This is a genomic window from Desemzia sp. C1, from assembly GCF_020882875.1.
In the GTDB taxonomy this organism is placed as follows: domain Bacteria; phylum Bacillota; class Bacilli; order Lactobacillales; family Carnobacteriaceae; genus Desemzia; species Desemzia incerta.
In genome coordinates this window covers 2,173,896-2,200,199 of record NZ_JAJIZP010000003.1, presented here as the reverse complement: position 1 = coordinate 2,200,199, position 26,304 = coordinate 2,173,896, and the positions used below count along the sequence as shown (strand labels likewise).

Annotated in this window: 23 protein-coding genes and 1 riboswitch; of the genes, 4 read left to right on the top strand and 19 right to left on the bottom strand. The window is 38.5% G+C overall.

The genetic code is table 11. The annotated features are described in order from the left end of the window. Positions 1–101: 101 nt before the first annotated feature. Both LMF32_RS11085 and LMF32_RS11080 read left to right on the top strand, forming a co-directional pair. Positions 102–1,049, top strand: a complete 948-nt coding sequence (locus tag LMF32_RS11085) for a LysR family transcriptional regulator (RefSeq protein ID WP_230524783.1) — start codon at positions 102–104, stop codon at positions 1,047–1,049. A gap of 51 nt (positions 1,050–1,100) precedes the next feature. Next, on the top strand, positions 1,101–2,030 hold the full coding sequence (locus LMF32_RS11080; protein WP_230524782.1) for a manganese-dependent inorganic pyrophosphatase: 930 nt from the start codon (positions 1,101–1,103) through the stop codon (positions 2,028–2,030). Between the two features lie 1,251 nt (positions 2,031–3,281). Here the strand turns inward: LMF32_RS11080 and LMF32_RS11075 are convergent. The 8 genes from LMF32_RS11075 to LMF32_RS11040 form a co-directional block, all read right to left on the bottom strand. Then, positions 3,282–3,824, bottom strand: a complete 543-nt coding sequence (locus LMF32_RS11075) for an isochorismatase family cysteine hydrolase (RefSeq protein ID WP_230524781.1) — start codon at positions 3,822–3,824, stop codon at positions 3,282–3,284. Positions 3,825–3,879: 55 nt separating this feature from the next. After that, on the bottom strand, positions 3,880–6,774 hold the full coding sequence (locus LMF32_RS11070) for an insulinase family protein (RefSeq protein WP_230524780.1): 2,895 nt from the start codon (positions 6,772–6,774) through the stop codon (positions 3,880–3,882). 146 nt (positions 6,775–6,920) lie between these two features. Next, on the bottom strand, positions 6,921–7,670 hold the full coding sequence (locus LMF32_RS11065) for a DUF3307 domain-containing protein (RefSeq protein WP_230524779.1): 750 nt from the start codon (positions 7,668–7,670) through the stop codon (positions 6,921–6,923). Further along, positions 7,667–8,356 carry a SatD family protein gene (locus LMF32_RS11060; protein WP_230524778.1) on the bottom strand — a complete coding sequence of 230 codons (690 nt, stop codon included), beginning with the start codon at positions 8,354–8,356 and terminating at the stop codon, positions 7,667–7,669. Before LMF32_RS11060 ends, LMF32_RS11065 begins: the two co-directional genes overlap by 4 nt. A 142-nt stretch (positions 8,357–8,498) precedes the next feature. Beyond that, positions 8,499–8,972 carry a hypothetical protein gene (locus LMF32_RS11055; protein ID WP_230524777.1) on the bottom strand — a complete coding sequence of 158 codons (474 nt, stop codon included), beginning with the start codon at positions 8,970–8,972 and terminating at the stop codon, positions 8,499–8,501. 422 nt (positions 8,973–9,394) lie between these two features. Beyond that, positions 9,395–10,876: a carbon starvation CstA family protein gene (locus LMF32_RS11050; RefSeq protein ID WP_230524776.1), complete on the bottom strand. Its 1,482-nt coding sequence runs from the start codon at positions 10,874–10,876 to the stop codon at positions 9,395–9,397. Between the two features lie 142 nt (positions 10,877–11,018). Further along, positions 11,019–11,756 (bottom strand): LytTR family transcriptional regulator DNA-binding domain-containing protein, encoded by a 738-nt coding sequence (locus LMF32_RS11045; protein ID WP_230524775.1) that lies wholly within the window; start codon positions 11,754–11,756, stop codon positions 11,019–11,021. Beyond that, positions 11,734–13,509, bottom strand: coding sequence for a sensor histidine kinase (locus LMF32_RS11040; protein ID WP_230524774.1), 1,776 nt, complete (start codon positions 13,507–13,509; stop codon positions 11,734–11,736). The genes LMF32_RS11045 and LMF32_RS11040 overlap by 23 nt, the downstream gene beginning before the upstream one ends. Positions 13,510–13,712: 203 nt before the next feature. Further along, a riboswitch (Lysine riboswitch) is annotated at positions 13,713–13,860 on the top strand. Between the two features lie 150 nt (positions 13,861–14,010). Between LMF32_RS11040 and LMF32_RS11035 the strand changes: the two genes are divergently transcribed. Further along, positions 14,011–15,411, top strand: a complete 1,401-nt coding sequence (locus LMF32_RS11035) for a TIGR00366 family protein (RefSeq protein ID WP_230524773.1) — start codon at positions 14,011–14,013, stop codon at positions 15,409–15,411. A 35-nt stretch (positions 15,412–15,446) separates the two neighbouring features. Here the strand turns inward: LMF32_RS11035 and LMF32_RS11030 are convergent, their stop codons facing one another. The 11 genes from LMF32_RS11030 to LMF32_RS10980 form a co-directional block, all read right to left on the bottom strand. After that, a complete protein-coding gene (locus tag LMF32_RS11030; protein ID WP_230524772.1) occupies positions 15,447–16,076 on the bottom strand; it encodes a CoA pyrophosphatase in 630 nt (209 codons plus the stop codon). A gap of 1 nt (position 16,077) precedes the next feature. Continuing rightward, positions 16,078–16,653, bottom strand: a complete 576-nt coding sequence (thpR, locus tag LMF32_RS11025) for an RNA 2',3'-cyclic phosphodiesterase (RefSeq protein WP_230524771.1) — start codon at positions 16,651–16,653, stop codon at positions 16,078–16,080. A gap of 29 nt (positions 16,654–16,682) precedes the next feature. Then, a complete protein-coding gene (locus LMF32_RS11020) occupies positions 16,683–17,897 on the bottom strand; it encodes a GTPase (RefSeq protein WP_230524770.1) in 1,215 nt (404 codons plus the stop codon). A gap of 144 nt (positions 17,898–18,041) precedes the next feature. Next, entirely contained in the window at positions 18,042–18,683 is a 642-nt protein-coding gene (locus LMF32_RS11015) for a YrrS family protein (protein ID WP_092480048.1), read from the bottom strand. A gap of 151 nt (positions 18,684–18,834) precedes the next feature. Further along, positions 18,835–19,431: an ECF transporter S component gene (locus LMF32_RS11010; protein ID WP_092480047.1), complete on the bottom strand. Its 597-nt coding sequence runs from the start codon at positions 19,429–19,431 to the stop codon at positions 18,835–18,837. 93 nt (positions 19,432–19,524) lie between these two features. Continuing rightward, entirely contained in the window at positions 19,525–19,839 is a 315-nt protein-coding gene (locus LMF32_RS11005; RefSeq protein ID WP_092480046.1) for a hypothetical protein, read from the bottom strand. 4 nt (positions 19,840–19,843) lie between these two features. Beyond that, positions 19,844–20,305, bottom strand: a complete 462-nt coding sequence (locus tag LMF32_RS11000) for a winged helix DNA-binding protein (protein WP_230524769.1) — start codon at positions 20,303–20,305, stop codon at positions 19,844–19,846. A 219-nt stretch (positions 20,306–20,524) separates the two neighbouring features. Next, positions 20,525–21,334: an ATP-binding cassette domain-containing protein gene (locus LMF32_RS10995; RefSeq protein WP_092480044.1), complete on the bottom strand. Its 810-nt coding sequence runs from the start codon at positions 21,332–21,334 to the stop codon at positions 20,525–20,527. Continuing rightward, entirely contained in the window at positions 21,334–22,227 is an 894-nt protein-coding gene (locus tag LMF32_RS10990) for an ABC transporter permease (RefSeq protein WP_230524768.1), read from the bottom strand. Before LMF32_RS10990 ends, LMF32_RS10995 begins: the two co-directional genes overlap by 1 nt. Before the next feature lie 24 nt (positions 22,228–22,251). Beyond that, complete coding sequence (gene trpX, locus LMF32_RS10985; RefSeq protein ID WP_092480042.1) at positions 22,252–23,241, bottom strand: tryptophan ABC transporter substrate-binding protein; 990 nt, start codon at positions 23,239–23,241, stop codon at positions 22,252–22,254. A gap of 421 nt (positions 23,242–23,662) precedes the next feature. Further along, the gene (locus LMF32_RS10980; RefSeq protein WP_230524767.1) at positions 23,663–24,361 is read right to left on the bottom strand and encodes a carbonic anhydrase family protein; all 699 of its coding nucleotides are present in this window, start codon (positions 24,359–24,361) and stop codon (positions 23,663–23,665) included. 200 nt (positions 24,362–24,561) lie between these two features. Here LMF32_RS10980 and LMF32_RS10975 point away from each other — a divergent pair, with 200 nt between their 5' ends. Next, the gene (locus LMF32_RS10975; RefSeq protein WP_230524766.1) at positions 24,562–26,268 is read left to right on the top strand and encodes an NFACT RNA binding domain-containing protein; all 1,707 of its coding nucleotides are present in this window, start codon (positions 24,562–24,564) and stop codon (positions 26,266–26,268) included. The last annotated feature ends 36 nt before the right edge of the window (positions 26,269–26,304 follow it).

Here is a 26,304-nt window from a genome sequence, read left to right as displayed (position 1 = left end):
CTAAATTATTGATGAAAAGAGCATGAATTTGATTGCTCTTTTTTATATAGCTGTTTATGATAAAGGGGTTACAGACGCAAAAGGAAGTGAAGGAAAACTTAATGAACTTAGGAGATAAAAGTATTTTTTCCGGCAAGACATTAGATTATTTTTCTGAGTTGACGGAAACAATGAATTATACGCAAACAGCACAAAAATTAGGCATTTCTCAACCTGCCTTGACCCAGAGAATCAAAAAGTTCGAACACGCTATAGGCGCTCCATTGTTCTATTTCAAAGGCAAAGAAATGCGTCTGACTGAAGCCGGAGAAAGTATGGCACGAGCAACCCAATCTGTGCAAACGATATTTAAGAATGCTTTAGACGAAATAAATTCTATTGAAAGAGAAGAATCGGGGCACCTAAAAGTAGGGGTATTGCCCTCCATAGGGGATGAGCTCTTTGTTGAGTTCCTTGCTTATTATCACTGGAAAAATTCTCGTGGAAAAGTTTCTTTGAGTATTGTCCCTAGAGAAGAATTATGGGAGCAATTAGAGAAGAATCAACTAGACCTGGCAATATTATGCCTTCCGGATCAGATTATAAAAAATTGGAACCGGTATGCATCCAAAATGATTGCCAAAGAGGAATTGTTTCTTATCCACCAAAATGATTCTTGGAATGATAAATCATCGATAAACTTAAAAGAAACGTTACAAAACAAGTGGGCATTTTACCCAAATAAATTTTACATAAATGGCACTTTAAAGGCCAGTTTCGTTTACCAGAACCTTAATTTCCCGGAGATATCCGGTTATTTTTCGTCTCCTAGACAGCTCCAACTGTTCAGCCAGCGATCAGGACACTATACTGCTTTGCCTAAGTCATACATAGACGCTAATCCATTAGCCAAAAACCAGTATATGTTGCCGTTTGATCCGCCTATTACATATAATCTAGCCTTTGTCTTTAAAAAAGATAAAGCTCATTTGGACAGGATGAAGAATTTTTTCCTTTATTTTGATAAATTTTCTAAAGAAAAAGAGTCTGCCTCTAGACTAAAAAGCTAATTTGTTCTACTATAAAAGGTGAGAATCAAAATAAAGGAGTGTCACAATAAAATGAGCAAAATTTTAGTCTTTGGACATAAAAACCCGGATACAGACGCAATAGCATCTGCTATTTCATTTTCTTATTTGCAAAATGAGCTGGGTAAAGAAACAGAAGCAGTAGCCTTAGGGGAAATTGGAGAAGAAACTGCTTATGCCTTAAATTACTTTGGTGTGGAAGCTCCTAGAGTGATCGAAACAGCAGCAAATGAAACAAATACGGTATACTTAGTAGACCACAACGAAGCACAACAAAGTGTTTCAGATATCAAAGAAGTAGAGATTGCGTCTGTTGTAGACCATCACCGTATTTCGAACATTGATACAGCGAACCCACTTTATTACCGTGCGGAACCGGTTGGTTGTACAGCAACGATCATTTTGAAAATCTTTAAAGAAAATAACGTAACGATTCCTAAACACATTGCTGGTATCATGTTGTCTGCAATCGTTTCAGATACGTTGTTATTTAAATCACCAACGTCTACACTTGAAGATGAAGCAGCTGCTAAAGAATTAGCAGGTATCGCTGAAGTTGATTTAGATGTTTATGGACTGGATATGTTAAAAGCCGGAACAAACATGGGCACTAAGACTGCTGAAGAAATGATCGATATGGACGCTAAGAGTTTCCCAATGGGTGACAAAAACGTACGTATCGCACAAATCAATGTAGTTGATATCGAAGATGTATTTGCTAAACAAAGCGAATTGGAAAAAGCTATCCAAGAAGCGAATTTAGAAAACAACTACGATTTATTCATTCTTGTAGTAACAAACATCCTAGACAGTGATTCAATGGTGTTAGCATTAGGAAATCCAATCATTGCTGTTGAAGATGCTTTCGGCGTGAAATTAGAAAACAACAAAGCTTTGTTAAAAGGCGTAGTATCACGTAAGAAACAAGTGGTTCCACAATTAACTGAAGCCTTAACAAAATAAAGGAAAAAACCAATCGTTATTTATAGCGGTTGGTTTTTTATTTGCTTAAGAATCATTTCACGGACAAGTGTATGCAAATGAAGTTGAAATGAGCTTAAAAACGTCCTGAGAACACAGAATCAAAACTGAAACAAATCATCAGCAAAATAGGATTCATAATAAGAACGAAATTAATCGGATCAGCCAAGAAAACTTCAAACAGTAAAATACGTGAGTTTAAAAAATAATAACAAACAGTTAGTTGATTATTAAAAATTGAACTGATTAAAGAAACCATTTTAGATCATTAGATAGTCAGTCAGAATAAAAACAAAGTCAATAGCCAGTTAGAATTTAAATTAGTGCAGATACTAAAAACAAGCAAAAGAAAAATAATTTTCTAACAGCAAGTATGAAAAAGAACTAAAAGACCAAAAAAGAGCAAAATTTTAAAGTTATCTTGTGGAATCGACTCTAGAAACTACTTTGTATAATATATATTATGTAAACTAGGAAAAAGGTGAATTCAGGTGCTTGATCTGCAAGTCCTCATTTAGCTTTCTTCTCTCTCTTTTAACCTTTAAATAAATTATTTTAGTGTTATTTAGTGTTATATAGTTCAGTTAGATAAAATTCAGCTATTTTTACATTTTTTCTAAGTTTACATTTAGTTCGTCTAACTATTTTTTCCTAGTTAGGAATTTCTTGCAGGATTTAGTTTTTGTATTTAAAGCTTTGTTGCTAAATTATCATACTACGTTAGCTTCGAATAGTTTAGTTTTTTTTAATTGCTGAATAGAATTTCATCCAACTCATTGAACTAAGTATTGATCAGTTAGTATAAATTTATAAACCAAGTTATCCATTTACTTGTTAGATTTCATAAATTGCTTAGTAAACAGGATTTGTACAAACTTTACAAAAATAAGATTTTATTTAATCCTAATAGCTGTTTAGTATCTGTTTAATAGCAAGTTAAACATAATTGGATTTTTTTTGCTGCTGACAATTATTGTATTCATTTGCTGTGCAGCTTTAATTACACCAATACCTGAGAGCATGTGTTTATCAAGCGTTCTGACAGGTTCGTTTTATGGGTATTTCGCTCCTTTTTCTCTATTCATCATCTATTCCCCCTATGCCCCAGCCCCCTCTTCCCTTGTAGAAAAGCTGTATTTTAGAGGTTTTAAAGGTCTATTTAAATTTGTGTGGAGTATGCAAAAAAGCTGTTTAAAGAACAAAAAACATTCTTTAAACAGCTTTTGACTTATTCTATTCGATGATTTCCGTGTGGAAGCATCTTTCCATATGATTCAGCATCGTTTCTCCTAGATCAGTAAAAGTAGCGACGCCTTTTTTATGAACAGTCGTTTTGAACCCTTCTGCGTCTGCTCCTCCTGTGGTCAAGAACACACAGATATCCGTTGTTACGCCTACGATATGAACTTTCTCTACGCCCGACTCTCTCAATTCATCTGCCAGTGCTGTTTGAAAGAACGCATTGTAGTTTGTTTTTGGCGAATAAATCACCTGTTCATGATCTTTATTTTCTTGAAACCACGTATCCAATTCTCCATATAACTGTTGACCCTTGGTATTCACAACATTATGAGGCGGCCAAAGTTCAAAATGAGGATCATCTGGTTGGTGAGCATCCATTGAAACGACGACGATGTTCCCTTTTGATAAAAATTCTGTTGCTAATTGCTTGATATAAGGTACGATAACTTGTCCTGGTTTGCCGACGGTCAATGTTCCGTTATCGGCTACAAAGTCTTCACTCATATCTACGATCAATAAAGCTTCTTTTGGCATGTCTTTCCCTCCTTCAACTGATTTACGTTATCTATATATCTACTCTGCTTAAAAATCAATATAATTCTTTTACTACGTCGAACAAATCTGATTCTTTTTCGATTTGAGTCTTATTACCGATGACGACAACTGTACTGTCTCCTAATACCTCTTTCAGGTCCTTATGGAGCTCTGCTAAGGCTGTTGAGTCAGCTGCTAAGATCTCTTCTTTCAAATGAACCAGCTCTTCTTTCGTAAGCCCTGTTTTCAAACGATTAAAAGCTGTTAAACCTTTACTGAACGCCGATTTTGGTTGCTCCATAGGACTAATGGTTCCAATAATATACTTCAGCAATTCACTATCAGAAAGTTCTATTTGCTCGATATAACCGGGTAAACCTTTATAAGCAGCCAATGTTTTGCGAATGTTAGGGTCGCGGTAAGAACTTAAAGCAAAGCTTCCGTTTCGTTGGTGGTTGTACATGGATCCGTAAGCACCGCCTTTGACTCGGATTTCGTTCCATAAATAGCTGTAACGAATAGTCGTCGCTAACACTTTGGCAGTACCTGTATAAGCAAATGAGTCCATAGCATCTGAAGCAATGGCTACATAATTGACATCTTGAGCAGTTACGAAAGCTTCATTTTGTTTGGTACCGGGTTTAATAATCGCTGGCTGCCCTAATGCAGCTTCTGGAAGGTCATTAAAAGCCGTTTGAAGGGCTTCTTTTACTTCTTTTGCTCGTTCTGCTTCTCCTACATACAAGACGTGCAGACGACGTTTATTTGACAATCGTTGCAACATTTCTCCAAGTTGTGTTTTTACTTTATCAGCTTTTCCTGATTGCAAGTCGCTAAGAACTTCTTTCAAAAAGTGGAATTGATCCATTCCGCTGACCATTTCATTCAATTTCGCAGAAGCTTTGACTTGGCTGAGTCCACGGTTAGCAGCTAACACGTGAGAACGCGACTGAATCATCCGCTCAAATTGAGAAATCAGTTGCTGAACCACTGTAGTGATCTCTGCTTCTTCTTCAAATTGTGTATGGCATAAGATTTCTTGCATCAATAAGACCAATTCATTTAAAGAAGATTCCAATGCTTTTCCTCTCAATACAAAGTACGGCTTCAACTCACCTGAAGTATCTTCGTGAATGGTAATATTCCCATATATCCCACCAGTATACAGATCCAATTGACGTTGTAAAGCAGCTGAATCATACGTTTTAGTCCCCAACTTACCAACTAACCGACTCAATAGGCTTAACCATACATATTCTTCTGTTTCCACGTCTTTTAGATCCACATACAAACTAATGTAGTCGATACCAGCTGTGAATTGTTCCGCTTGATAAAAGCTGGTTTCTGCGTAAAACGAGCTTTCAGTTAAAGGATAATCCTCTACATGCGTACTCAAATCTTCTTTCGTCAATGTAGGGATTTTCGCCAAATCTTCCGGTTTATCTGGTGTTTCTTGACGTTTGATCAATGATTGTGTTTGATCAACTAGTTCTTGAATCTCTTCTTCAGATAAACTGGCTTTATACTCTTGTAATTTTGCATGAGATTCAGCTTCTATCCGATCGCTTTTACCAGGTTCGGCTTTTAATACGACAGCTGTATGCAAAGAGTTCTCCAGCAACTTTTGTTTGATCAGTTTTTCAAAGTACCCTTCTCTTGCTAATTCTCCCAACTGTTCTAAATAAGTCGTAAATTGCAGATTCGCATAAGGAGTTTCTTCATACAACCAAGAACGATACGCATTGATTGCGTAGATCACTCCTCTTGGACTATCTTCTGATATAGCCGCTTCTTTCGTTTGAAATGCGATCTTATTCAATGCTGCATCAATCAGCTCAGGATCAATCCCTTCCGTTACCAACTGAGTCAATGTCTTTTCTACAATTTCTTTAAACTGAGGCATCTTAGACGCATCAGAATATTTAGCCGTCATCATAAAAGCTGTTGGATAACCAAAGTCAGCTGCTCCACCAGAGATATCCCCTCCTATCTCTGCATCCAATAAAGCTTTTTTAAGTGGAGATTGATTATGACCAAATAACAGCTCTTCTACTACTTCTAGACCAAATCGATCCAACAGATCATCCGGTTCAGCAACATGCCAACCTAAAGCTAAATAATCTTTACCTGTCGGATCATCTCCTGTTGTGATTGAATAGGTACTCTCTACCAGCTCTTCTTCCGGCTTAGCCGCTTCAAAGGATAAATCAACCGCTTCTTCTGCCTTCCCTGCCCCATCGAAGTAAGCTTCCAATGCAGCAAACGTTTCTTGTTCATCGATTTTTCCATATAACACTGTCAATGAATTGCTTGGGTGGTAATACGTTTGATGGAATTGAATGAACTCTTCCTGCGTCAAACTAGGAATTGCGTAAGGCTCTCCTCCTGATTCATGACGATAAATACTGTTCGGATACAACTGACGTGTCAATTGATGTTGAACTTGTCGATCTGGAGAAGCTGTTGCCCCTTTCATTTCATTATATACGACCCCTTTATAGATCAATTCCTCTTCTGCTGATTCTAAATGATAATGCCACCCTTCTTGAGCCAATATTTGCGGATTAGAGTAAAAGTTGGGTTTAAATACGGCATCTAAATACACACTCATTAGATGCATGAAATCTTTTTGGTTCGTTGAAGCCACTGGATAGATCGTTTTGTCTGAAAATGTCATTGCATTGACAAACGTATTCAATGAGCCTTTGATCAATTCCACAAAAGGTTCTTTTGACGGGTATTTCTGTGAACCGTTCAAAACAGAATGTTCAATGATGTGAGCAATCCCATTATCATTATAAGGAGGTGTTTTAAAACCAATCGTAAAAGCTTTATTGGTGTCTTCATTTTCTAAGTACAACACTTGAGCGCCAGTCTCTATGTGTTCATACAGCTTTCCTACAGATTGAATATCCGGCAAGTCTTGAGTATCGATTTGTTTGAATGTCATAAAAAGCCTCTTTTCTTTTTTCATTTTATTACTTACTAGTAGTATACCATTGTTCTTGTTTTTGCTAAGAGGTTAAGGTATTTATTTACAAAAAAAGATTCGCTAAAATATGAATCTTAACGAATGATTCATTCTTTAGGGAATCTTTAGAAAATGATAAAATAGCTGATAATGATCAATAAGGTGCTTAATAGTGTTCCCAATAAGTAATACTCTGCAAATTGAGGGCTTTCCGAGATTTTATTGTAGCGAGCAATCGATTTAGCGGTCAAAACAAAGCCAATGGCGGTAAATTGGTTGGCCGACAGCATCAATAAAATAAAAATCCGTTCAAAGACTCCTATCAATGCACCGGCATTTGGTAAGCCGTCTTCTTCAACGACTGCTTCATTTATCGGTCGGTAATGATTCAACACTTTTTTGATCGTGATGCTGCATGGCTGCACTACCAAGAGCAGGATCAATACCCAAGACAAGACTACTGTGATATCTCCATTTAACAGCCTTAAAAAACGCATTGTCTCTGGCAAATAGGTAATAGATAAGGAACTTTCCATGAGGTAAACTGTACCCCCTATAATGACAAGACCATGCAACAACTGATCGACAAGGTAAATGACAGCTTCTTGAACGGGTTTTAAGAGCCCTTTTTGCACGAGTAAGAATTTACTTCCATCAATAATCAGATGCCCAACAGAAATCCAAAAGGCTGGTAAGATAAGAGAACTTCCAAATACAGGTAAAGTTACCCCAACCATTGAAATGAGGTAAATTAAACTGTGCTGCAGCAATCGAGGTATAGAATGGTCTTTTTGCACAGCCAATGCAGCAGATTGAAAATAAAAGTCGCCTAGAAGATGTCCAATGAGAAACGTAAGTAATGTGTTGAAAATCAAGCCAGTTCCTCCTTATCCAGTTGGGCTAAAAACAAGCTCGCATCAGATAAAGCTGTCTTGTAAGTATAATATTTAGCCGCATTTAACGCTTTATTGACACTAGACTGCCCGATGTTTAAAGCATCTGCGGTTTTGTATTGATTTTCGCCGTGTAAAAAATACGTATACATGATTTCTTTCTGGCGTTGGGTCCACTTTGATTTCAAAGCCGTCCCTAAAGACAAGACAGCATTCAGTAAACTATCATTTGCTTGATACCCTGTACCGGAACAAATCATGGCATTGGTTTCACTGGTTGCATATTTTGCTTCATTGGCTTCGATTGTGTCGATCATTTGGCGTGCACGATGATAAGCTGCTCCGTCCATTCCGGATGAGTTCTCTCGTTGGATAGGTGTACTGATCTCTCCAAGTCCAATGCCAAAACGAAACTCGACTGGAGACATAGCTAACTCGATCTCAAATAAAATCGTTAAAACCACTCGTTTGTTTTTAACGAGCCCTTGAAAACTGTCTCCTAATGTAATGACGAATTCAGCAGCAATATCCTCTGCGTAAGTTTGATTGATGGATTGTAAGACAGAACGAAACCGTTCTTGAACTTCTTCTCGATTACTGAGTGTCCGGGAGTCTTTAATGTCTCCTATAACAGCTGCATAAGTCAGTGATTCGTTTTGCTGATTCATAGCCTCACTCCTTTTCCCTATTTTAACATATGATTCCTTTATAAAGGAATCATAAATCAATTATTAACCTAGTAAAAATTTTTAACGGCAAAAAAGCCCTAGAACAAGTTAGTTCTTGGGCCATTTAATAAGGGGGCTGATTTTAACGGATAGAGTCAAACACTTCTGTCACTGTTTTAGACGGGTCGATTAACACAAACAAATGTCCATTCTCACCCATGTGTGTAGATTGATGCTTGTTGTCTAGTCCATCAACGTCTTGTGCTTCATAAGGGAAATAGATTCGTTCTGATTGAATCATATCGGCTTCATTGCCAGTAGGATTTTTATATAAGATGTCCATCGTTTCAATATCAGAGTATTTTTTGATGCGTTCAAACATGCCCACTTCAAGGCTGCCTAAATTGATATTTTCAGAGTCTACGCGGTCAGCTTCTGGCAACAATTCGATTTTGAACGATTGGCAAGGATGGATTTCTTGAAAGTCACTACCATTGATTCTGCCATAAGATGTCGTAACTTGTTTGATCCATAAGTCCCCAATCACTTCGCGGTTGATGATTAGTGTATCGCCATTTCGGAAAAATAGTTGTAATGCTATCATTTCTTTTTGCATATTGAACACTCCTTCAAGTTGTTTGTTCATTACTTCACAACTTGATTTTAGCATCTTTTTGAATCCATATCAATACTTTTTTAGAGTATTTGTTTAAATTAGTGAAAAAGTTATCAATTTAGTTTACCATAATAAAATTATGTCAAACTAGAGACGGAAGATAGTTTCGCTGCTGGTATTATATATGACACTCTTTCATAATTAAGTTCCCTTTTGACTTCTTCTTATAGAGAAATGGGAACGTAAAATCGATTTTCATTCCCTTTTAGGTAAAATCAGCACAAAAAAGGAACACAAGTTTAATTTGCATTCCTTTTTTTGATCTGATAGTTGAATTAAGGGTACGTAAATCCACTTTTGATACATGACTCCTATCCTACCCTACCACCTGGATTTATTACTGAATTGTATAGGATATCGAACTAAGCATTTTCAGCGGAAAAAGTTCCAATCGGCAATTGGTCATTGAGCAGCTCTCCATCTGGATCGACTTGCTCTTTTTGTTTCTTGCCGGATGTCCAGAATACCCATAAAATACCTATTGAAAGTACAGCAGCTGCTGCAAAAGTCATAGTCGTTAAGCCCATTCTTAATCCTATTGGTTCACTTAAGATATAAACCACTACTGCGTAAAGCATAAACGCTCCTGGCAATAACGTGACTAAATAGTTTTTCCCTTTAAGGTACAAGTAACGCGTGGAAACCAATAGAGAGATTACGGCTGTCACTTGATTTGCCCAGTTGAAGTATCTCCATAGAATATTGAAATCCATATTGGTTAAAATAAAGGAGATCAAATACAAAGGAATAGTGACCATCAAAATTCTTTTGATCGTATCTTGTTTGATGTTCAAGTAATCGGCTAATATCGTTCGCAAACTTCTGAATGCGGACAATCCTGAAGAAATCGGTAATACGATTACCCCAATAATGGCAATTGTCCCAAAAACATTTCCTAGCAGCATGATGGATACTTCATTAACAACTAGTGAGGCTGTACCCGCATCAATCATTTGACTCAACGTTTGTCCATCAAATAAACTCATTGAAGCTGCTGCCCAGATCATCGCAATGACTCCTTCAGCAATCATCATACCGTAAAAAGTAAAACGTCCTTCTTTTTCATTCGTGCTGGTTCTAGAAACCATTGGCGCTTGAGTCGCATGGAATCCAGATAAGGCTCCACAAGAAATTGTAAAGAAAAGGGCTGGGAAGATCGCTAAACCACCTGGATGGAAATTTTGAATGGTATGGATGGTCAGATTTGGAATAGGACTGCCGCTGAACAATAAACTGATTCCGATTGCGATCGTGCTAATGATCAATATCGCACCGAACCATGGGTATACTTTTCCTAAAGCCTTATCGATCGGCAAAATCGTAGAAATAATGTAGTACACAAAAATCAATACTACAATCACGCCTAATCCCAACCAATTTGGTGTGATGCTGTTGATCAAGTTGGCTGGTGAAGTAACAAAGACCGTTCCTACTAGCATCAATAACAGCATAGTAAAAATGTTGACCACGTGTTTGACCGGTTTTCCTAAGTATTTGCTAGCCAATTCCGGCAAATGTGCTCCGTTATTTCTCAATGAAATCATGCCTAACATATAATCGTGAACAGCTCCTGCAAAAATACATCCGACAATGATCCAAATATAAGCTACTGGTCCATACAAAGCTCCCATAATGGGTCCGAAAATAGGTCCTGTCCCTGCAATGTTCAATAATTCAATAATAGCGTTTTTCCCTTTTGACATAGGCACAAAGTCATACCCGTCTTTTAGAACTTCTGCAGGAGTTTTCCGACTAGGATCGATCGAAAAGTTTTTCTCAATAAATTTCCCATACGTAAAATACCCGATAATCAATAAAGCAATACCGCCTAATAATGTGATCATGTTCTTTCCTCCTTTATTTTTTGTACACCCTTTCATTCCACAAGATAAGTGTACTCAATACTATGAGGAAAATGCCTTTTTGCAGCTGAAATAGCAAAACTGCAAGCTGAGATGCACACTTGCAGTTCTAAGATTAACTCTATTAAGACAATCCGATTTTTTCCTTGAATTCTTTCATATAGGACCGGCTTACAGGGACTTTCAATTGATTTGACATCGTCAGCTGAAAGGTGTGATTGAACCAGGGTTGAATTTCTTTTATTTTCGCGGTGTTGATCAAAAAAGAACGATGCACACGAAGAAACAGCCCGTACATTGACAGTTGTTCTTCCCAAGTATTCAATGTACCACTCAATGTGTAGTCTTTATTGTCCGTATAGAGACTGACTTCTCCATGCTGGACACTAACTGCAACGATAGAATCAACTTTTAATAAAAAGATCCGGTCTTCTACTTGGACAGGAATCGTTCCAACGTCAGGATGTTCAAAGACTCTTTCTTTTGCAGACGATTGCGTTGCTCTATGAGTTTGGGCGGCTTTTCTAACTGCTTGTTGAATACGCTCTAATGAAAAAGGTTTTAATACATAATCTCGGGCGTTTAATTCAAAAGCTTGAAGAGCATATTCGTCATAAGCCGTAGCAAAGATGATAATAGGTGGATGTTCTAAGCGACTTAACTTGTCTGCCAACGTTAACCCGCTTTCTTCCGTCAAATGGATATCCAAAAAAATCAATTCTATTGGACCTTCAATCAAACGACCTACCGCTTCTTCAATAGTCTCGGCTTCTTTAATAGACGTGATTTCAGGACACTGTCTTAATAGATAGGTCAATTCGTTTCTAGCTAATGGTTCGTCATCTACGATCAATGTATGCATGTTTTCCCTCCTCCAATTCTCTTCGTTGAATTCTGCACGATACAGTGGTTCCTTTGTGTGTTGACTGAAACTGCAGTTTTGCCGATTCTCCAAAAAGTCCGATCAAGCGTTTATTTAGATTTTCCAATGCAGATCCGGAACCTTTTTCAGAAGGAATGATCTCTTTGCCCAGTTTATCAACTAGTGCAGGATCGATTCCTACCCCATTATCACTTACACTGATTTGGATTGTTTCTTCTTCTCCATGAACATCTACCCAAACGTGATTGCCTGTTTTACGGTGTTTAAACGCGTGTCTAAAAGCGTTCTCGACCAACACTTGAATCAAGAAAGGCGGTAACAAGGTTTGTTCCAGTTCTTTGTCGTAGTCGATCGTTAATTTATACCGCCCTGGGAAGCGAGCTTCCTCTAATGTTTGAAAAGCTTCTACTTGCTGCAGTTCTTTGGTTAAAGGAATCATATTGGTTCTTGCCCCGGTTAAATTGGATCGGAAAAAATTGCTCAACTGAATCAGGAGTGTTCGAGCTTTTTCGCTATCTATACGGATCAAGGCTGAGATCGTATTGATTGAATTGAAGAAAAAATGCGGATTGACTTGAGACTGCAAAGATTTTATCTCCGCATCTTGTAAGAGTTTGCTTTGTTCTTCTATTTCACCCAATTCGATTTGTTGAGAAAAGATATTGCCTAGTCCTTCTGCTAACTGTCGTTCCACAAAAGTTAGTTTTGACGGATCCGTAAAATACAATTTTAACGTGCCGACTGTTTTATTTTTTGACTGCAAAGGAATCACAATAGCCGCTGCTAAAGGACAGTCAGAACGATTGCAGCCGATTTCCTGGCGCGAATGCGCTTCTCTTAGTTTGCCCGAACTCAACACTTGCTTAGACAGATCCGTGATGATCTCGGTAGATGGAATATGGTGATCACTGGCTGCTCCGACATGAGCTAAAATTCGATCTTGATTGGTGATACTGACAGCGTCTACTTTCATCCATTCTTTAATGGTTTTTGCAGCTTTTTCACACGATTCTTCGTTTAACCCAGAACGGAAATAAGGCAGTGTCTGATTCGTTAATTGCAACACATCGTGCGTTTGGACAGCTTTTGTCTGTTCTTCCTGCTTTAAAGTCGTGTCGATAATGGATAAGAAAACTGCTGTACCAATACTGTTGGTCAATAACATCGGCAAGGCGATAAAACGAACCAGCTCCCACGACTCGGCGAATGAACTGCCTAATAGTAAGATACACAGCATTTGAACCAACTCCATCAAAAAGCCGATTTTTATCCCGTCAACGGCAGATGGATAGTTTCCTTTTTTAACAAAGCGTCCACCGAAATGGCCTGAAAACAATCCGATCAATAAGGATGAAATAACGTAAATATGCACGTTTCCTCCTCCTTGGAAGTAGCGGACTACTGCAGATATCAGTCCTACAATCGTCCCAACGAGTGGGCCCCCGATCAATCCGGAGACACCGATCGTCAATACCCGTGTGTTCGCAAGAGCCGAGTCTGCAGATAATTGAGTGACAAATTGGTTCATGATCAGTTGATCTTTGTTGATCTCGACTCCTGTGTAATTTGAGATCAATGCAAACACACCAAAAACCATGATTAATTTGATTTTAACAGACAAATCTTTTCGGTTGGCTAAAGCTGTTTTGAAGTAAGAAATATTGATCAACAGGTAAGCTAATAAGATAATCAAACCGCTTCTTTCAAGCAGTAGGATAAATAATGACAGCATAAGCACTCCTCCAGTAAAGTAGACAAAAACTATTTTCTACTCTTAGTCTACACCATTTCTGAAAAAAATAATGGTATTTTTATGCATCAATTTATTAAAATCGGGGGAAAACGAAGGCTTTTATTAGAAACCTTTCCAAAAGATTGCAATCTTTTTAAGGATGATGTATAGTTTGTAACTGTTGATGAACTGAATATTATTCAATGTGATGTAGAGGTCGCGGTAATTAAGAGTAAGAGTATCTGAAAGGAATTATCGCCGAAGTGCTAATGTACTGGGGCTGCGCTGAATAAGCGTAGCACTGCCTAAGCAAATTGCCCAAATTTGCTATAGGAGCGCTCTTCATGTTGTGGGCAGAAGGTATAGTCTAGTATAAATAAAGCTATGGGCCCTTTTGCTCATAGCTTTTTTGTGTATTTTTTTTACTTTTTCTGCTGCCTCTTCAAAAGCATTTTAATGAATAGTATTGATTTCGATAAAATACTAGGAGGACTTATTATTATGTTGCAACAAAAAAAATCACGAATTCCACATACATTCGTGACACTACTTTCTTTTACGATCGTTATGGCGATCATGACATATGTTTTACCGGCCGGTCAATTTGAACGTGCTGAAGTTGACGGACGGACAGTGGTTATTCCTGATTCTTACACTATCGTTGAATCGAACCCACAAGGATTTTTTGATGTATTAAAATCCGTTCCAAAAGGAATGACGGAGACAGCTGACATCATTTTCTTCTTATTCATCGTAGGAGGAGCATTCCAATTGATCACAGATTCAGGTATGATCAGCTCTGGAATCAACTTATTGGTTAAAAGACTGCAAGGAAAAGAAAAATGGGTCATTCCGATTTTACTATTAGTCTTTGGTGTGTTGGGCTCTACAATGGGGCTTTCAGAAGAAACGATTGTATTTATCCCAATCGGTGTAGCCTTAGCATTGGCTCTAGGTTATGACGCCTTAGTCGGTGTATCGATTATTTCTTTAGGAGCAGCCATCGGATTTTTCGCCGGATTCATGAATCCTTTCTCTGTAGGAGTTGCTCAAGAAATTGCTGAATTGCCGTTGTTTTCTGGAGTCGGCTTTAGAATTATTATTCTTCTTTCTCTATGGGTAGCTACATCTGTATTCTTGATGCGTTACGCAGAGAAAGTAAAGAAAAATCCAGAAACAAGCTTGTTGTATGACTGCAAAGCAGGTACCCATGTGACTGCTGGAGGAATCGATTTTGAAAATCTTCCTGCTTTCACTAAAAGACATTTAGCTACATTGATTGTATTTATTGGCGGTTTTGCCATTATTGGTTACGGTGTATTCCAATACGGCTGGTTTATTGTCGAGATTGGTTCAGTTTTCCTTGGAATGGGTATTTTAACTGGATTGATTTCAAGAATGTCTCCAAGCGACATCGCAGAATCATTTGTCGTTGGAGCGAAAGAAATGGTCTTCGCTGGATTAGTTGTAGGGATCGCTCGTTCAATCTTAGTGGTTATGGAAGATGGATTGATCATTGACACATTGATCAACTATTTGTCTCATTTGATCAGTTCTCTACCGGATTCATTAGCAGTCGTTGGAATGTACATCACTCAAATCGTGATCAACTTCTTTATTCCGTCTGGAAGCGGACAAGCAGCAGCTACTATGCCAGTAATGATTCCATTAGCGGATACATTGGGTATTACACGTCAAACTGCTGTTTTAGCGTTCCAATTCGGTGATGGTTTTATGGATTCGATTATCCCAACTTCTGGTGTATTGATGGCTCAATTATCCATCGCTAAAGTATCTTATGATGTTTGGTTGAAATTCATTGGTAAATTGATGTTGATTTGGTTGGTTATGGGAATGATTTTCTTATTGATCGCGAACTACATTCAATACGGACCGTTCTAATTAAACGCAAATAAAAAGAGTGAGGCCTTTGAGCCTCACTCTTTTTTACTGTCAAACAACTTATTTTCTTTGATCAAATGAATAAGCCGTTCGGTCAGTGAAGCTGTAAAGCCCCACAAATAATGATCACTTAAATTGTAAAAAGGAATCGTGCTTTTAGGTTTTCCGAAATTGTATTGTTTTCCATTTGGAATGCGGTCATAAGGAAAATCAGGCGGGTACTTCATCATTCCTAAGACCGTATAATGATCCGGTTCATTGTCTATAAAGTATTGAATCGGCACCGTATAGATTTCTTCTACTTCTTCATTCCAAATAATATCCAGCAAGTCTACCCCTTTGATTTCGGCTAATACTGAATGAATGACACGGTTGTTCTGAACGATGTAATCCATTGCTCCTAAGACATGAATTGATTCGATTGGGATCTGCAGCTCTTCAACAGTTTCACGAATCGCTGCTTCTTTAACTGTCTCATTCGGCTCAACTCTGCCGCCAGGAAAAGATGTGTCTCCTGGTTGGGAGATATGTTGGCTGCGCACCTCATACAACAAGTGCGGAATACCATCTACTTCAATGATAGGGATGAGTACGGCGTATTCTTTGGTTACGTGTAACGGTTTTGGCTGGTATTGAGCGAAAAACGTTTCTATGTTGTCTATCAAATCATTCTTCTTTCCTTTCAGCAGATTTCTTTGAACTCTTTAAGGGATACCGCACAAAAGGACGATACATTAAGCGACCATTTACGCGTACGCTTTCAAATAAAGTCAAATACTCTAATTGGACGGGGATTGGATGCTCTAATGATGGGTTGAAAGAAATTTTGGCGCTTTCTTTCCATCCAATGTTTCGTCCTAGAGTGATGTGAGGTGTGTAAGGCTGTTTTTCAATAATAAACGATTTCTTTCTCATTACAGTATGCAGCCGTTCATACAGTTGCAGCAATGGGTCGCTTGTTTTTGGACCGGCCCATAGAATCAAGCCTTTTTTCTTTTGAAATGCACCAAGTACCTCTACTGACAGATCAAAAGGGCTCGTTTCAGCTGCTGTTTCAGCGACTATCGTTCTTAACTGACCGATTTCTTTTGGATTGGCTTCACCAATGAATTGAAGGGTGAAATGAAAATTGTGTTTATCCGTGAAACGGCCTTTTTTTGCAGCAGGAATCATTTGCTGCTGCACATTAAAAAGAGCCTTTTTTGCTGTTTCGTCCAGTTCAAACCCAACAAAAACACGCATCCATTTTCACCCCCTGCGTCATGTCAGTCTTATGATTTCTTTCTTCTCCACCATTTTTTCTTCTCTTTAGGACTAGATAGTTCAGTTGACGAAAGATCCTCTGTTTCAGTGGTTTCGACCGCTTGTTTTTTACTGGACTTCTTCAGTCTCTCTTCAAATTTTTCCCGCATCAATGTTTCAATATTAGCTAAGTCAGGATACTTTCCATCTTTTTCTCCTTGAGCAATAATAGAAAGAACTTCAATATAACTCATGGCCAAAGCTGTCGTTATAATGGATGCTGTTGTCCCGCTGATGATACCTCCCGCAATCGTTCCAGCTCCGGGGATAAATTTGACCACATTGGATACGATATAACGTCCAGCGTAAGTAGCTCCGCTTGTTCCTCCAATGGCCGCCACTAAACTGGTGATCGTTGCTTTGTCCATGGAGATGCCGAATATTGCTGTGATATGCGCCAATAGACCCACTTGCATAGGAACAAGCAATGAGGCATCAGAAAATGGTATCGGCAAAAATCCGATCCCAAAAGAAGACACAATGTATTTTGTCGCCCATGTGCGAGCAGATTTGGCTTTAAGAGCGATATCTACTTGCTGGGCATTATTAAAAGCTTCTTTTGTTTCCTCAGGAATAATTTCAAGAGTCGTCAAGATCAATTCTTTTAATCCATAAGCCGGTATGGATAAATCCTCCATGATCATGAAATCTTCTGACATCACATTTAATACACTGACGACATTTAAATTTAAACTTTCTATATACGCTTTGAATTCTTTAGCAGGTTCACCGATAGATTGAGTCAAAACGATGATAACGGGTACTTTTTCGCTTAATTCTTGAATCATCTCTAATTCCATGTCTTCAATGCGAGACGAGCCTGCATTGATGCAATAGTAAGCGACATGAATGGCTTCTTTAGGTCCTTCTTCTTTCTTATTCTTAATGGTTTGGAACAATTCTTTTTTGATCCGCTTTTGCGTCTCTTCATTTAATTCCAATCCTTTTGTATCGTATAACACAATAGGAAGACCTTCTTTAGAGATTCGTCTCAAATGCTGTGTAACCGGTTTTCCAATTCCTGTAGCAGCTAACCGTTCTCTAAAGACGTTATTGATCAACGTGCTCTTTCCAACACCAGTCTTCCCTACCAGTAAAATATTGATAGGGTGCATATTCGCAACCTCTTCTTTTGTCTTATGCAAAATATCTTCTACTATATTGAAATCTGGCGGCTTCTTCATTGCTTTAACCTCCAACTCTTATTTGCAGTATCTTGATTGCTTCTAGTTTATCATACCGACTTGGTGATCCAAAGGAATCAAGCGTTGTTGTTTGGTAAAAGAAAAAGAGTCGAGACACACGGTCTCAACTCTTTTGACACACATTTAATTGTAAGGATTATCGGACAACTTTTCGACTTCAAGTGGTTGCCATCCTTGACCATCTACCCATTTCAATACTACACGATAAGTATCTGTTTGGTCTTTATTAGATACTGTTGTTTCTACTTGTTGGTCGCCGGCATTTCCGACCCACCATTCGATCATGTCATTTTCGCTTAAACCGGTTGCCACAGAAGTAGCTCTCTTGATCTCGATGCGGTCTTGCGATCCTTCAGAATAGTTGGTGACGTGTTCTCCGGTTTGCTCAGTACCTACTGGCTCCCACTCTCCTTCAACTGCTTCTTCGTCTTCATCCTCTGATTCATCCGACTCCGTTTCAGAAGATTCTTCACTATCCTGTGAAGAACTTGCTTCAGAGCTCTCTGAACTTTCTGAACTCTCAGACTCAGAACTGCTTTCTTCTTCACTGCTTTGGGAACTTACTGAGCTGGATTCTGTTGAATTATCCAAAAATGAATTTTCATCATCATTTCCACCGCCGCCGAATAAGGTATAGGCTAGGAAAAGCAGACTCAAAATAAGAATAACGACTAGGACAATGGTAATATTTCGTGTAATAGCCTGTTCTTTCGTTTTAGATGAGCGGTTATTGTTTGCTCGTGTAGGTTTCTTAGGGTCTTTCATTCTTATCTCTCCATTCATTCTGCTGATGCTGAAAAGTGATGCACTTTTCCTACAGATTAGTATACCATTGATGAGGATGACAAATCATTTCGAAATGATTACTTTTAGATGACCGAGGAACAAGAAATTATTTTTTAACAGAACAAAGACGTTACTTAGTTTTCTTAGGAGCGACCCGTAACAACGGTTTAGCAATAATCGGCCCCAGAATTCCAGCAGCTACAGCTTCTGCTACACCATTTGTTAGAACGACTCCGCCTAAGACATACATCAAATTAGAGCTGTCCACGTTAATAGCTGCCGCATAATCATCTTTATAGAATAAATAAATGAAACTCAACACGACTATTGTGTTCGTTAAGGAAGCTAAGACAGCGGATAAAGCCATTCCGAAGGTTTGCTTGCCTTTTTTTCTAAACGTGTAAAATACCAGCCCAGCTACCAAACCAACTAATATACGAGGCAGTACAGAAATCAGCGGATTGGTAAAAATCAATGGATCTAGAGGTGTTTGAGGTGCTGCAAAAGCACGGATCAAACGAACAACTCCCCAGATTCCCCCAATGATCATGCCTTCTTTAGTCCCTAAAGATATAGCGGCTATAATAACTGTGATGTGAATGATCGTCGGATTCAGAGGCGGAATAGGGATATAGCCTAGAAACGGCACAAAACTTTGCAATAAAATAATAGCCGTAAAAATACCCAATACCGCAATACGATAAGCTTTGTTTTTTGTATTTTTCATGATGGTTTCCTTTCTTTTAACATCTTCTTCTCTCTATTTTAACGAATCGTCCATTAAAACGCACGAAGAAAAATAGCTGGAGAAGATTTCACCTTAAATGTAATCATCCATGTATTGATCTAACAATTCAATAACAGGTTCTCTTCCATAATCTTGGATAAAGTCATTGAACAGTCCTAAGAAAATGCTGCCTTTTTTAGCTGTTCCTTCGCTTTCGTCTTCAAAGTAACGGATAAAGTAAGTACGGTAATCCTGGTAGCCGTCTACAAATCCTAAACTCTTAATGAATCGGTTTTCTTCCACTTCCGCATCCAAATCTTGTTCCAATTTTTTGATCTCTTCAGATTGGTCAACGATCATTTGAGCCAATTCTTCTTTTGATAAATGAGTTAATGTAGTAAAATCCATGTGTTTATCTCCTTGCTGTTTCTTCTTTTAATTGAGTTTCAAACTGACTCATACTGCGATTAGCGCGCCCTAATAATACCAGAAACAATTGTTTCTCATCAGTAGGCCAACCCCTTAAAATATACCCCAATTGCTGTTCAATCTCGAACAGAAGGGTGTTTGTCAATGTAAGGGCTTCTTCCGTCAAAGATAAATAAGAAAATCGTTTGTCACTGCCGACCTCTTTCAAGAGCCAGCCTTTTTTGCCTAATGCATTGACTTGACGACTTAAAGTAGATTTATCTAATGATGTGATGGCAGTCAATTCTTTCAGCGTCTTTTTTTCATCTTTAATCGTTTTCATAATTAAAAAAGCAGATTGATTGACACTGTGTTTAGAGAGAACTGTATGCATCAATTTACGGTAATGACCGTGAAATTCTTCCATTTTGATCAATAAATCATGACTAGAAACTTCGTAATCCATTTGGTTGACCACCCTTTCGATAAGACGTATGTATACGCTATTTGTATGTAGCAACTATATAGGATTTAAAAGTTAAAAGCAATATTTATCCAGAGTAAAATCAACTATTTTATGTAACTCCTGACAGCACTTAAGGAACCCGACTTCATAGAGTCGAATTCCTTGAGTGGTTTCCATTATTTAATTGTTGCATCCTTCAATCACTGCAATAACTTGCGTTTAACCTAACAGCATTTCATTTGAAAATTGATTTCCAGCTGTAGCTTTCTGGAATAATTCCATTACATCTTGAACAGTCAGTTGTGCCTTTTCTTCGCCACTGACATCAACAACTACTTGTCCTCTATTCATCATAATCATTCGATTGCCGTAATATAATGCGTCTTGCATATTGTGAGTGATCATTAATGTCGGCAATTGTTCTTGTTCAACGATCTGATTGGTCAAAGATAAAATTGTCTCAGCTGTTTTAGGGTCTAAAGCAGCTGTGTGTTCGTCAAGCAACAGCAATTCTGGACGTTTCATCGTAGCCATTAATAACGTGATCGATTGTCTCTGCCCTCCAGACAACAACCCCATTTCTGCCGTCAAACGATTTTCCAGTCCTAATCCAAGCGGCTCTAATAATGATTTAAAATAGTCTTGTTCTTTAGCGGAAGAACCAAATTTAAGGGTTCTGCGCTGTCCCCTTCTTAACGCAATAGCGAGATTTTCTCCCACTGTCATACGAGGTGCTGTTCCCATCAAAGGATCCTGGAACACTCTGCCGACTCTTCCAGCTCTTCGCTCTTCTTTCAGCTTCGTTACATCGTCATCGTTGATGTTGATTTGTCCGGAATCGACTAAAACATTTCCAGCAATACTATTCAGTAAAGTCGATTTCCCTGATCCATTTCCTCCAATGATCGTAATGAAATCTCCTTTATTTACATCTAGAGATAAAGCTTTTAACACGTGGTTTTCATTTGCCGTTCCTTTTTGAAAAGTCTTGGAAATCTCTTTTAAACTTAATACAGGTTGATCAGTCATTATTCTACACTCTCCTTTCCAGTGAAGAAATTCAATTTTAATGCCGTGCGGATACTTGGTAATGCTAAACAAATCGCTAACAAAATTGCGGAGATCAATTTCAAGTCATTCGGGTTCAAGCCAATCAAAATAACCAATAAAATAATCAATCGGTAAATGATCGCTCCTAGGATGACACAGATCAAACGGTTGATAAAGGTCAAATTACCAAAAACCACTTCGCCTATGATAACAGCGGCTAAACCAATAACGATGGTCCCAATGCCCATACTGATATCTGCGTAACCATTGTCTTGAGCAATCAATCCACCAGCCATAGCGATGATTCCGTTAGAAAGCATCAACCCCATAATTTTAGTGCGATTAGTAGGGATTCCCATTGCACGAGCCATTTTTTCATTATCTCCAGTTGCAATGACTGCTTGTCCAAGTTCTGTTTTAAAGAACAAAGCTAGCAGCATGATCATGATGACAACGATCGCCAACCCTAAAAATATAGCATCGAATTGATTGGGTAAATTTAAAGATTTAAAAATATCTGTTACACGTGTCTGTCCCAATAAACTTAAATTAGCTCGATTCATTATGCGCAGATTAATAGAATACAAACCCGTCATCGTTAAGATTCCGGCTAGTAAACCTGGAACATTTCCTTTAGTGATCAAAAATCCAGTAATGGATCCCGCCAGCATGCCGACTAAAAAGCTGATAAAAGTGGCTAGAAATGGATTCATTCCATTAATGATCAGTTGAGTAGTGATGGCTGCACCTAGTGGAAAGGAACCTTCAGCCGTCATGTCTGGTAAATTCAAAATACGATAAGTAATAAAAATGCCTAATGCCATTGTTCCCCACAAGAGACCTTGCGAGGTGGCCGTTACGATTAAGTCCATGTATGATTCCCTCGTTTCGCTTTTTTAGTCTATGTTGACTGCTTGTTCTAAGATGCTTTGCGGAATAGTAATGCCTAACTCTGCAGCTTTTTCTTGGTTGATAAAAATATCTCCTTGTTCCAAATACTGAATCGGACTCGTTGCGGGCTCGATTTCGCCTTTCAGAATGGCTGCGGTCATTTCACCAGCCAATTTGCCCAGTTCATACTGATTCAATCCTACAGTCGCCAATCCTCCTTGCTCTACCATCGTATCTACAGCTGGAATGATCGGAATCCCTTCAGCATCTGTCGCTGACACGAGTGTATTCATTGCACTTGCAATCGTGTTGTCGGTCGGAACCCATATAGCATCCACTTGAGAAGCCAAAGCAGCACCGATTTGAGCAACATCATTTGTGGAAGACACGGTCATGGTCGTTGTTTCAAAACCGAGTTCTTTTGCCAGTTCTTCAGCTTGTTTCCCTTGAACGATTGAGTTGTCTTCACTGGAAGAATACAAAATACCAATATTTTTGGCGTCTGGCAGCAAATCTTTCAATAAATTCAGTTGCTCTTTTATGGGAGTTGCATCACTGACACCAGTAATATTTCCACCTGGTTGTTCATTGCTGGCCACTAAATTAGACGCTTCTGGATCCGTAATAGCGCCTAAAACGATTGGAATATCAGAAGAAGCATTTGCCAATGCTTGAGCAGCTGGTGTGGCGATGCCGATCATGATATCCGCATCTCGACTCACAAATCGAGTGCTCATTGAATTTAAGTTGCTTTGGTCTCCTTGAGCATTTTGGAAATCTAAGATCATGGTTTCCCCATCTACAAATCCTTCCTCGTTCAATGCATCAATGATCCCTTGTGAGATTAAATCTAAAGCGGGATGACTCGTTAGTTGCAATAGTCCTACTACTGGCAAATCTTTTTGTGCTGTCTCCGTCGTGGAACGTACATCGGAAATAAAAGCATAAGTTAATAAAATCGTTAAGATAGCTATGAAGCCAATCATTTTTTTCATGTCATTTCCTCCTTTAAATGTAATACGCTAGTACATCAACTCGGCTTCGCCATCGTTTAGTCAGCTTGATCATGTGTTATCCCCCTTCAAATAAATAAAAAAAAAGAAACAGTATTCGCCTAGGCGCGGGACTGTTTCTTGACAAACAAAAACCCGCATAGAATAAGATTACTCTATGCGGGTATGCTTTGATCGTAGACTCAAATAAACCAACATAGATACAAGTTCAGTTCACTGAAGGTTGTATCTATGATTTTTCATAAATCAACCTATCTATTTTGGCTTTGCCAATCCATATGTAATTGTTGGACAGTGCGATAGTGTTGGTTCATGTTGAATCTCCTCTTCGTTAAAATGATAGTAAATCAATAGTACGCTTCCAGTGAATAACTGTCAAGCCCAAAATCAACCATTTTTTTGATCAATGATAAAAACAGACCGTTCTCTCTTTAACCGGTTGTAATGGCCGATTAGTCTGACCAATGACTTTTTCAAATGCTTTAACAAAGTCAGTCGGTAAAGAAATAGGCTGTTTCATAACGATCCACGTGACTGGTCCCATTGTTGGCGGTGTCGTCAGTGATCCGCTGTAATGATAAAAAGATGAATCGTCAGGAATCAATACATTTAAATCCAGATTAAGCGTGTAGTGTTTTTTTAGTGAGTCTTCTTTCAAAAATCGATTGTACAAATCTCCTGATAAAGGCGATACAGCACCGTAATCAGATTGTCCCATGACACCGCACACCAATAATTGATCATCGTCAGAACGATACACAAAATGGATCTCCATTTCGAAAGAATGGTCATCTATTGTATGTTCGCTTGGTAAATGTGCATGGATGTCTTGTAATACGTACATTTTATCCTGGAAAACTACAGAAGCTTCGTTGCCTTCTGCTGGTGATAAATGGACCGTATGATTGAAAAAGTCAGTTTTTATTTTGACTTTTTCTTTTTTAAATAAAATCGTATCGTCTTTTTTAGGTTCTTGACGAGTTGCTGCTGTGTTCAAAGAGATAGGAGATTGCCATGAGGCTTCCTCTTCTGCCCTTTTAAAATCTGTACATAATCGGCTCCAATACTCTGGGCCATTTTGTCCTTGGTAACTCCATTCCATTTTTTACACCTCTTTTTTGTTAAAACAAGGTATATAGTACCCAATATGCCCTACTGATTTCAAGTGATTTGACTTTTCGGTCAAAAAACAAAGCGGCTTCGCTATTTTTGAGGCATTAAAAATGTTATACTCTTTAATAGACAACTTATCTCCCGCAGTAAGGTCAGATAAGGATGAATAGTCAGAAAGAAGGGATACACATGTCATTTGATGGTGTTTTTACCCATGCAATGGTCGCTGAATTAAAAGAGGCTTTAGTGAATGGAAGAGTCTCAAAAATTCATCAACCTTACCAAAATGAATTGATCCTCGCTATACGAGCGAATGGAAAGAACCAAAAAGTACTATTATCGGCACACCCTAGCTATGCCCGTATTCAATTGACGAGCATTCCTTATGAAAACCCGGATTCGCCTCCTCAGTTTTGTATGATGGCGCGCAAGCATCTAGAAGGGGCCGTACTAGAAAACATCGAGCAAGTCGAAAATGATCGGATCATCAAATTTCTTTTCAAAAGTCGCGACGAGATCGGCGATATCCAAAATGTGATGCTGGTTGTGGAATTAATGGGAAGACACAGCAATATTTTCATTATCGAACAAGACACAATGCGCATTTTGGATGCGATCAAACACATTCCCAGCAGCCAGAATTCTTACCGTTTGATCATGCCGGGCACTACTTATATCGAACCTCCTCATCAAGATAAATTGAATCCATTTGAGGTGTCTAAAGAAAACTTCCCAACTGACTTAGGAATGGCTGAAGAATTAACGATCGAAAAAAGTATCCAACGTCATTTTCAAGGAATCGGTACAGATACAGCTAAAGAATTAGCTCATCTAGCTCAAAATGACCGTACTCAATTGCCAGATAGTTTCTTGAGTTTCTTCAACACGATCAAAGACTATCAGCTGCAACCGGCAAAAACGACTGTTGACAACAAAGAGTGGTTTACACCAGTGCCTTATGCTTCTTTGAATGGTGCTGAAACCCACTTCTCTTCTCTTAGTGAATTGTTGGATGACATTTACCGCAATAAAGCCGAAAAAGATCGTGTAAAACAGCAAGCAGCGAACTTATTCCATGTGCTACAGACTGAAACTTCACGAAACAAGAAAAAATTGACCAAATTACAGCGTACCTTAGATGAAACTGAGCAAGCTGATGAGTACCGCATAAAAGGCGAAATCCTCACTGCTTACTTGCATGAATTAACAAAAGGGCAAGAATCGGTCGAACTGCAAAACTTCTATAACGACAATGAGCCGATAACGATTACGCTGGATCCGAGAAAAACACCTTCTCAAAATGCGCAAAAATACTTTTCAAAATATCAGAAATTAAAAAATGCCGTTATTTTTGTCACGGAACAACTTAAACAAACACGTGAAGAAATCGACTATTTAGAATCTATTACGACTCAATTGGAATTAGCTACTCCAAAAGACGTTGCTGAGATTCGTGAAGAATTGATCCAACAAGGCTACTTGAAGAAGAAAACGAAAAAGAAACAAAAAAACCAAAAAGCCAGCAAACCGGATCAGTACAAATCCACTGACGGAACAACCATCTTAGTAGGAAAAAACAATCTTCAAAATGATCAATTGACCCTGAAAACAGCTCGCAAAACGGATATTTGGCTGCATACGAAAGATATTCCTGGTTCACATGTCATCATTCAAGACAGCGATCCAAGCGAAGAAACGCTCTTAGAAGCAGCCAACATTGCAGCTTACTTCTCCAAATCTAGATTATCCGCTTCTGTTCCAGTAGACTATGTGGACGTTAAAAAAATCCGCAAGCCAAATGGAGCTAAACCCGGTTTTGTGATTTATGAAGGCCAACAGACTCTTTACGTCACTCCAGACGAAGATCTGGTTGAACGCTTAAAAGTATCGTCTTAAACGGGTATACACCAAAAAGACACTCAATGGAATTTA

Coding starts and splice junctions, on each gene's coding strand:
- LMF32_RS11085 (WP_230524783.1), top strand. CDS start 102: ATGAACTTAGGAGATAAAAGTATTTTTTCCGGCAAGACATTAGATTAT.
- LMF32_RS11080 (WP_230524782.1), top strand. CDS start 1,101: ATGAGCAAAATTTTAGTCTTTGGACATAAAAACCCGGATACAGACGCA.
- LMF32_RS11075 (WP_230524781.1), bottom strand. CDS start 3,824: ATGCCAAAAGAAGCTTTATTGATCGTAGATATGAGTGAAGACTTTGTA.
- LMF32_RS11070 (WP_230524780.1), bottom strand. CDS start 6,774: ATGACATTCAAACAAATCGATACTCAAGACTTGCCGGATATTCAATCT.
- LMF32_RS11060 (WP_230524778.1), bottom strand. CDS start 8,356: ATGAATCAGCAAAACGAATCACTGACTTATGCAGCTGTTATAGGAGAC.
- LMF32_RS11055 (WP_230524777.1), bottom strand. CDS start 8,972: ATGCAAAAAGAAATGATAGCATTACAACTATTTTTCCGAAATGGCGAT.
- LMF32_RS11050 (WP_230524776.1), bottom strand. CDS start 10,876: ATGATCACATTATTAGGCGGTATTGCTTTATTGATTATCGGGTATTTT.
- LMF32_RS11045 (WP_230524775.1), bottom strand. CDS start 11,756: ATGCATACATTGATCGTAGATGACGAACCATTAGCTAGAAACGAATTG.
- LMF32_RS11040 (WP_230524774.1), bottom strand. CDS start 13,509: ATGCTGTCATTATTTATCCTACTGCTTGAAAGAAGCGGTTTGATTATC.
- LMF32_RS11035 (WP_230524773.1), top strand. CDS start 14,011: ATGTTGCAACAAAAAAAATCACGAATTCCACATACATTCGTGACACTA.
- thpR (WP_230524771.1), bottom strand. CDS start 16,653: ATGCGTGTTTTTGTTGGGTTTGAACTGGACGAAACAGCAAAAAAGGCT.
- LMF32_RS11020 (WP_230524770.1), bottom strand. CDS start 17,897: ATGAAGAAGCCGCCAGATTTCAATATAGTAGAAGATATTTTGCATAAG.
- LMF32_RS11015 (WP_092480048.1), bottom strand. CDS start 18,683: ATGAAAGACCCTAAGAAACCTACACGAGCAAACAATAACCGCTCATCT.
- LMF32_RS11010 (WP_092480047.1), bottom strand. CDS start 19,431: ATGAAAAATACAAAAAACAAAGCTTATCGTATTGCGGTATTGGGTATT.
- LMF32_RS11005 (WP_092480046.1), bottom strand. CDS start 19,839: ATGGATTTTACTACATTAACTCATTTATCAAAAGAAGAATTGGCTCAA.
- LMF32_RS11000 (WP_230524769.1), bottom strand. CDS start 20,305: ATGGATTACGAAGTTTCTAGTCATGATTTATTGATCAAAATGGAAGAA.
- LMF32_RS10995 (WP_092480044.1), bottom strand. CDS start 21,334: ATGACTGATCAACCTGTATTAAGTTTAAAAGAGATTTCCAAGACTTTT.
- LMF32_RS10990 (WP_230524768.1), bottom strand. CDS start 22,227: ATGGACTTAATCGTAACGGCCACCTCGCAAGGTCTCTTGTGGGGAACA.
- trpX (WP_092480042.1), bottom strand. CDS start 23,241: ATGAAAAAAATGATTGGCTTCATAGCTATCTTAACGATTTTATTAACT.
- LMF32_RS10980 (WP_230524767.1), bottom strand. CDS start 24,361: ATGGAATGGAGTTACCAAGGACAAAATGGCCCAGAGTATTGGAGCCGA.
- LMF32_RS10975 (WP_230524766.1), top strand. CDS start 24,562: ATGTCATTTGATGGTGTTTTTACCCATGCAATGGTCGCTGAATTAAAA.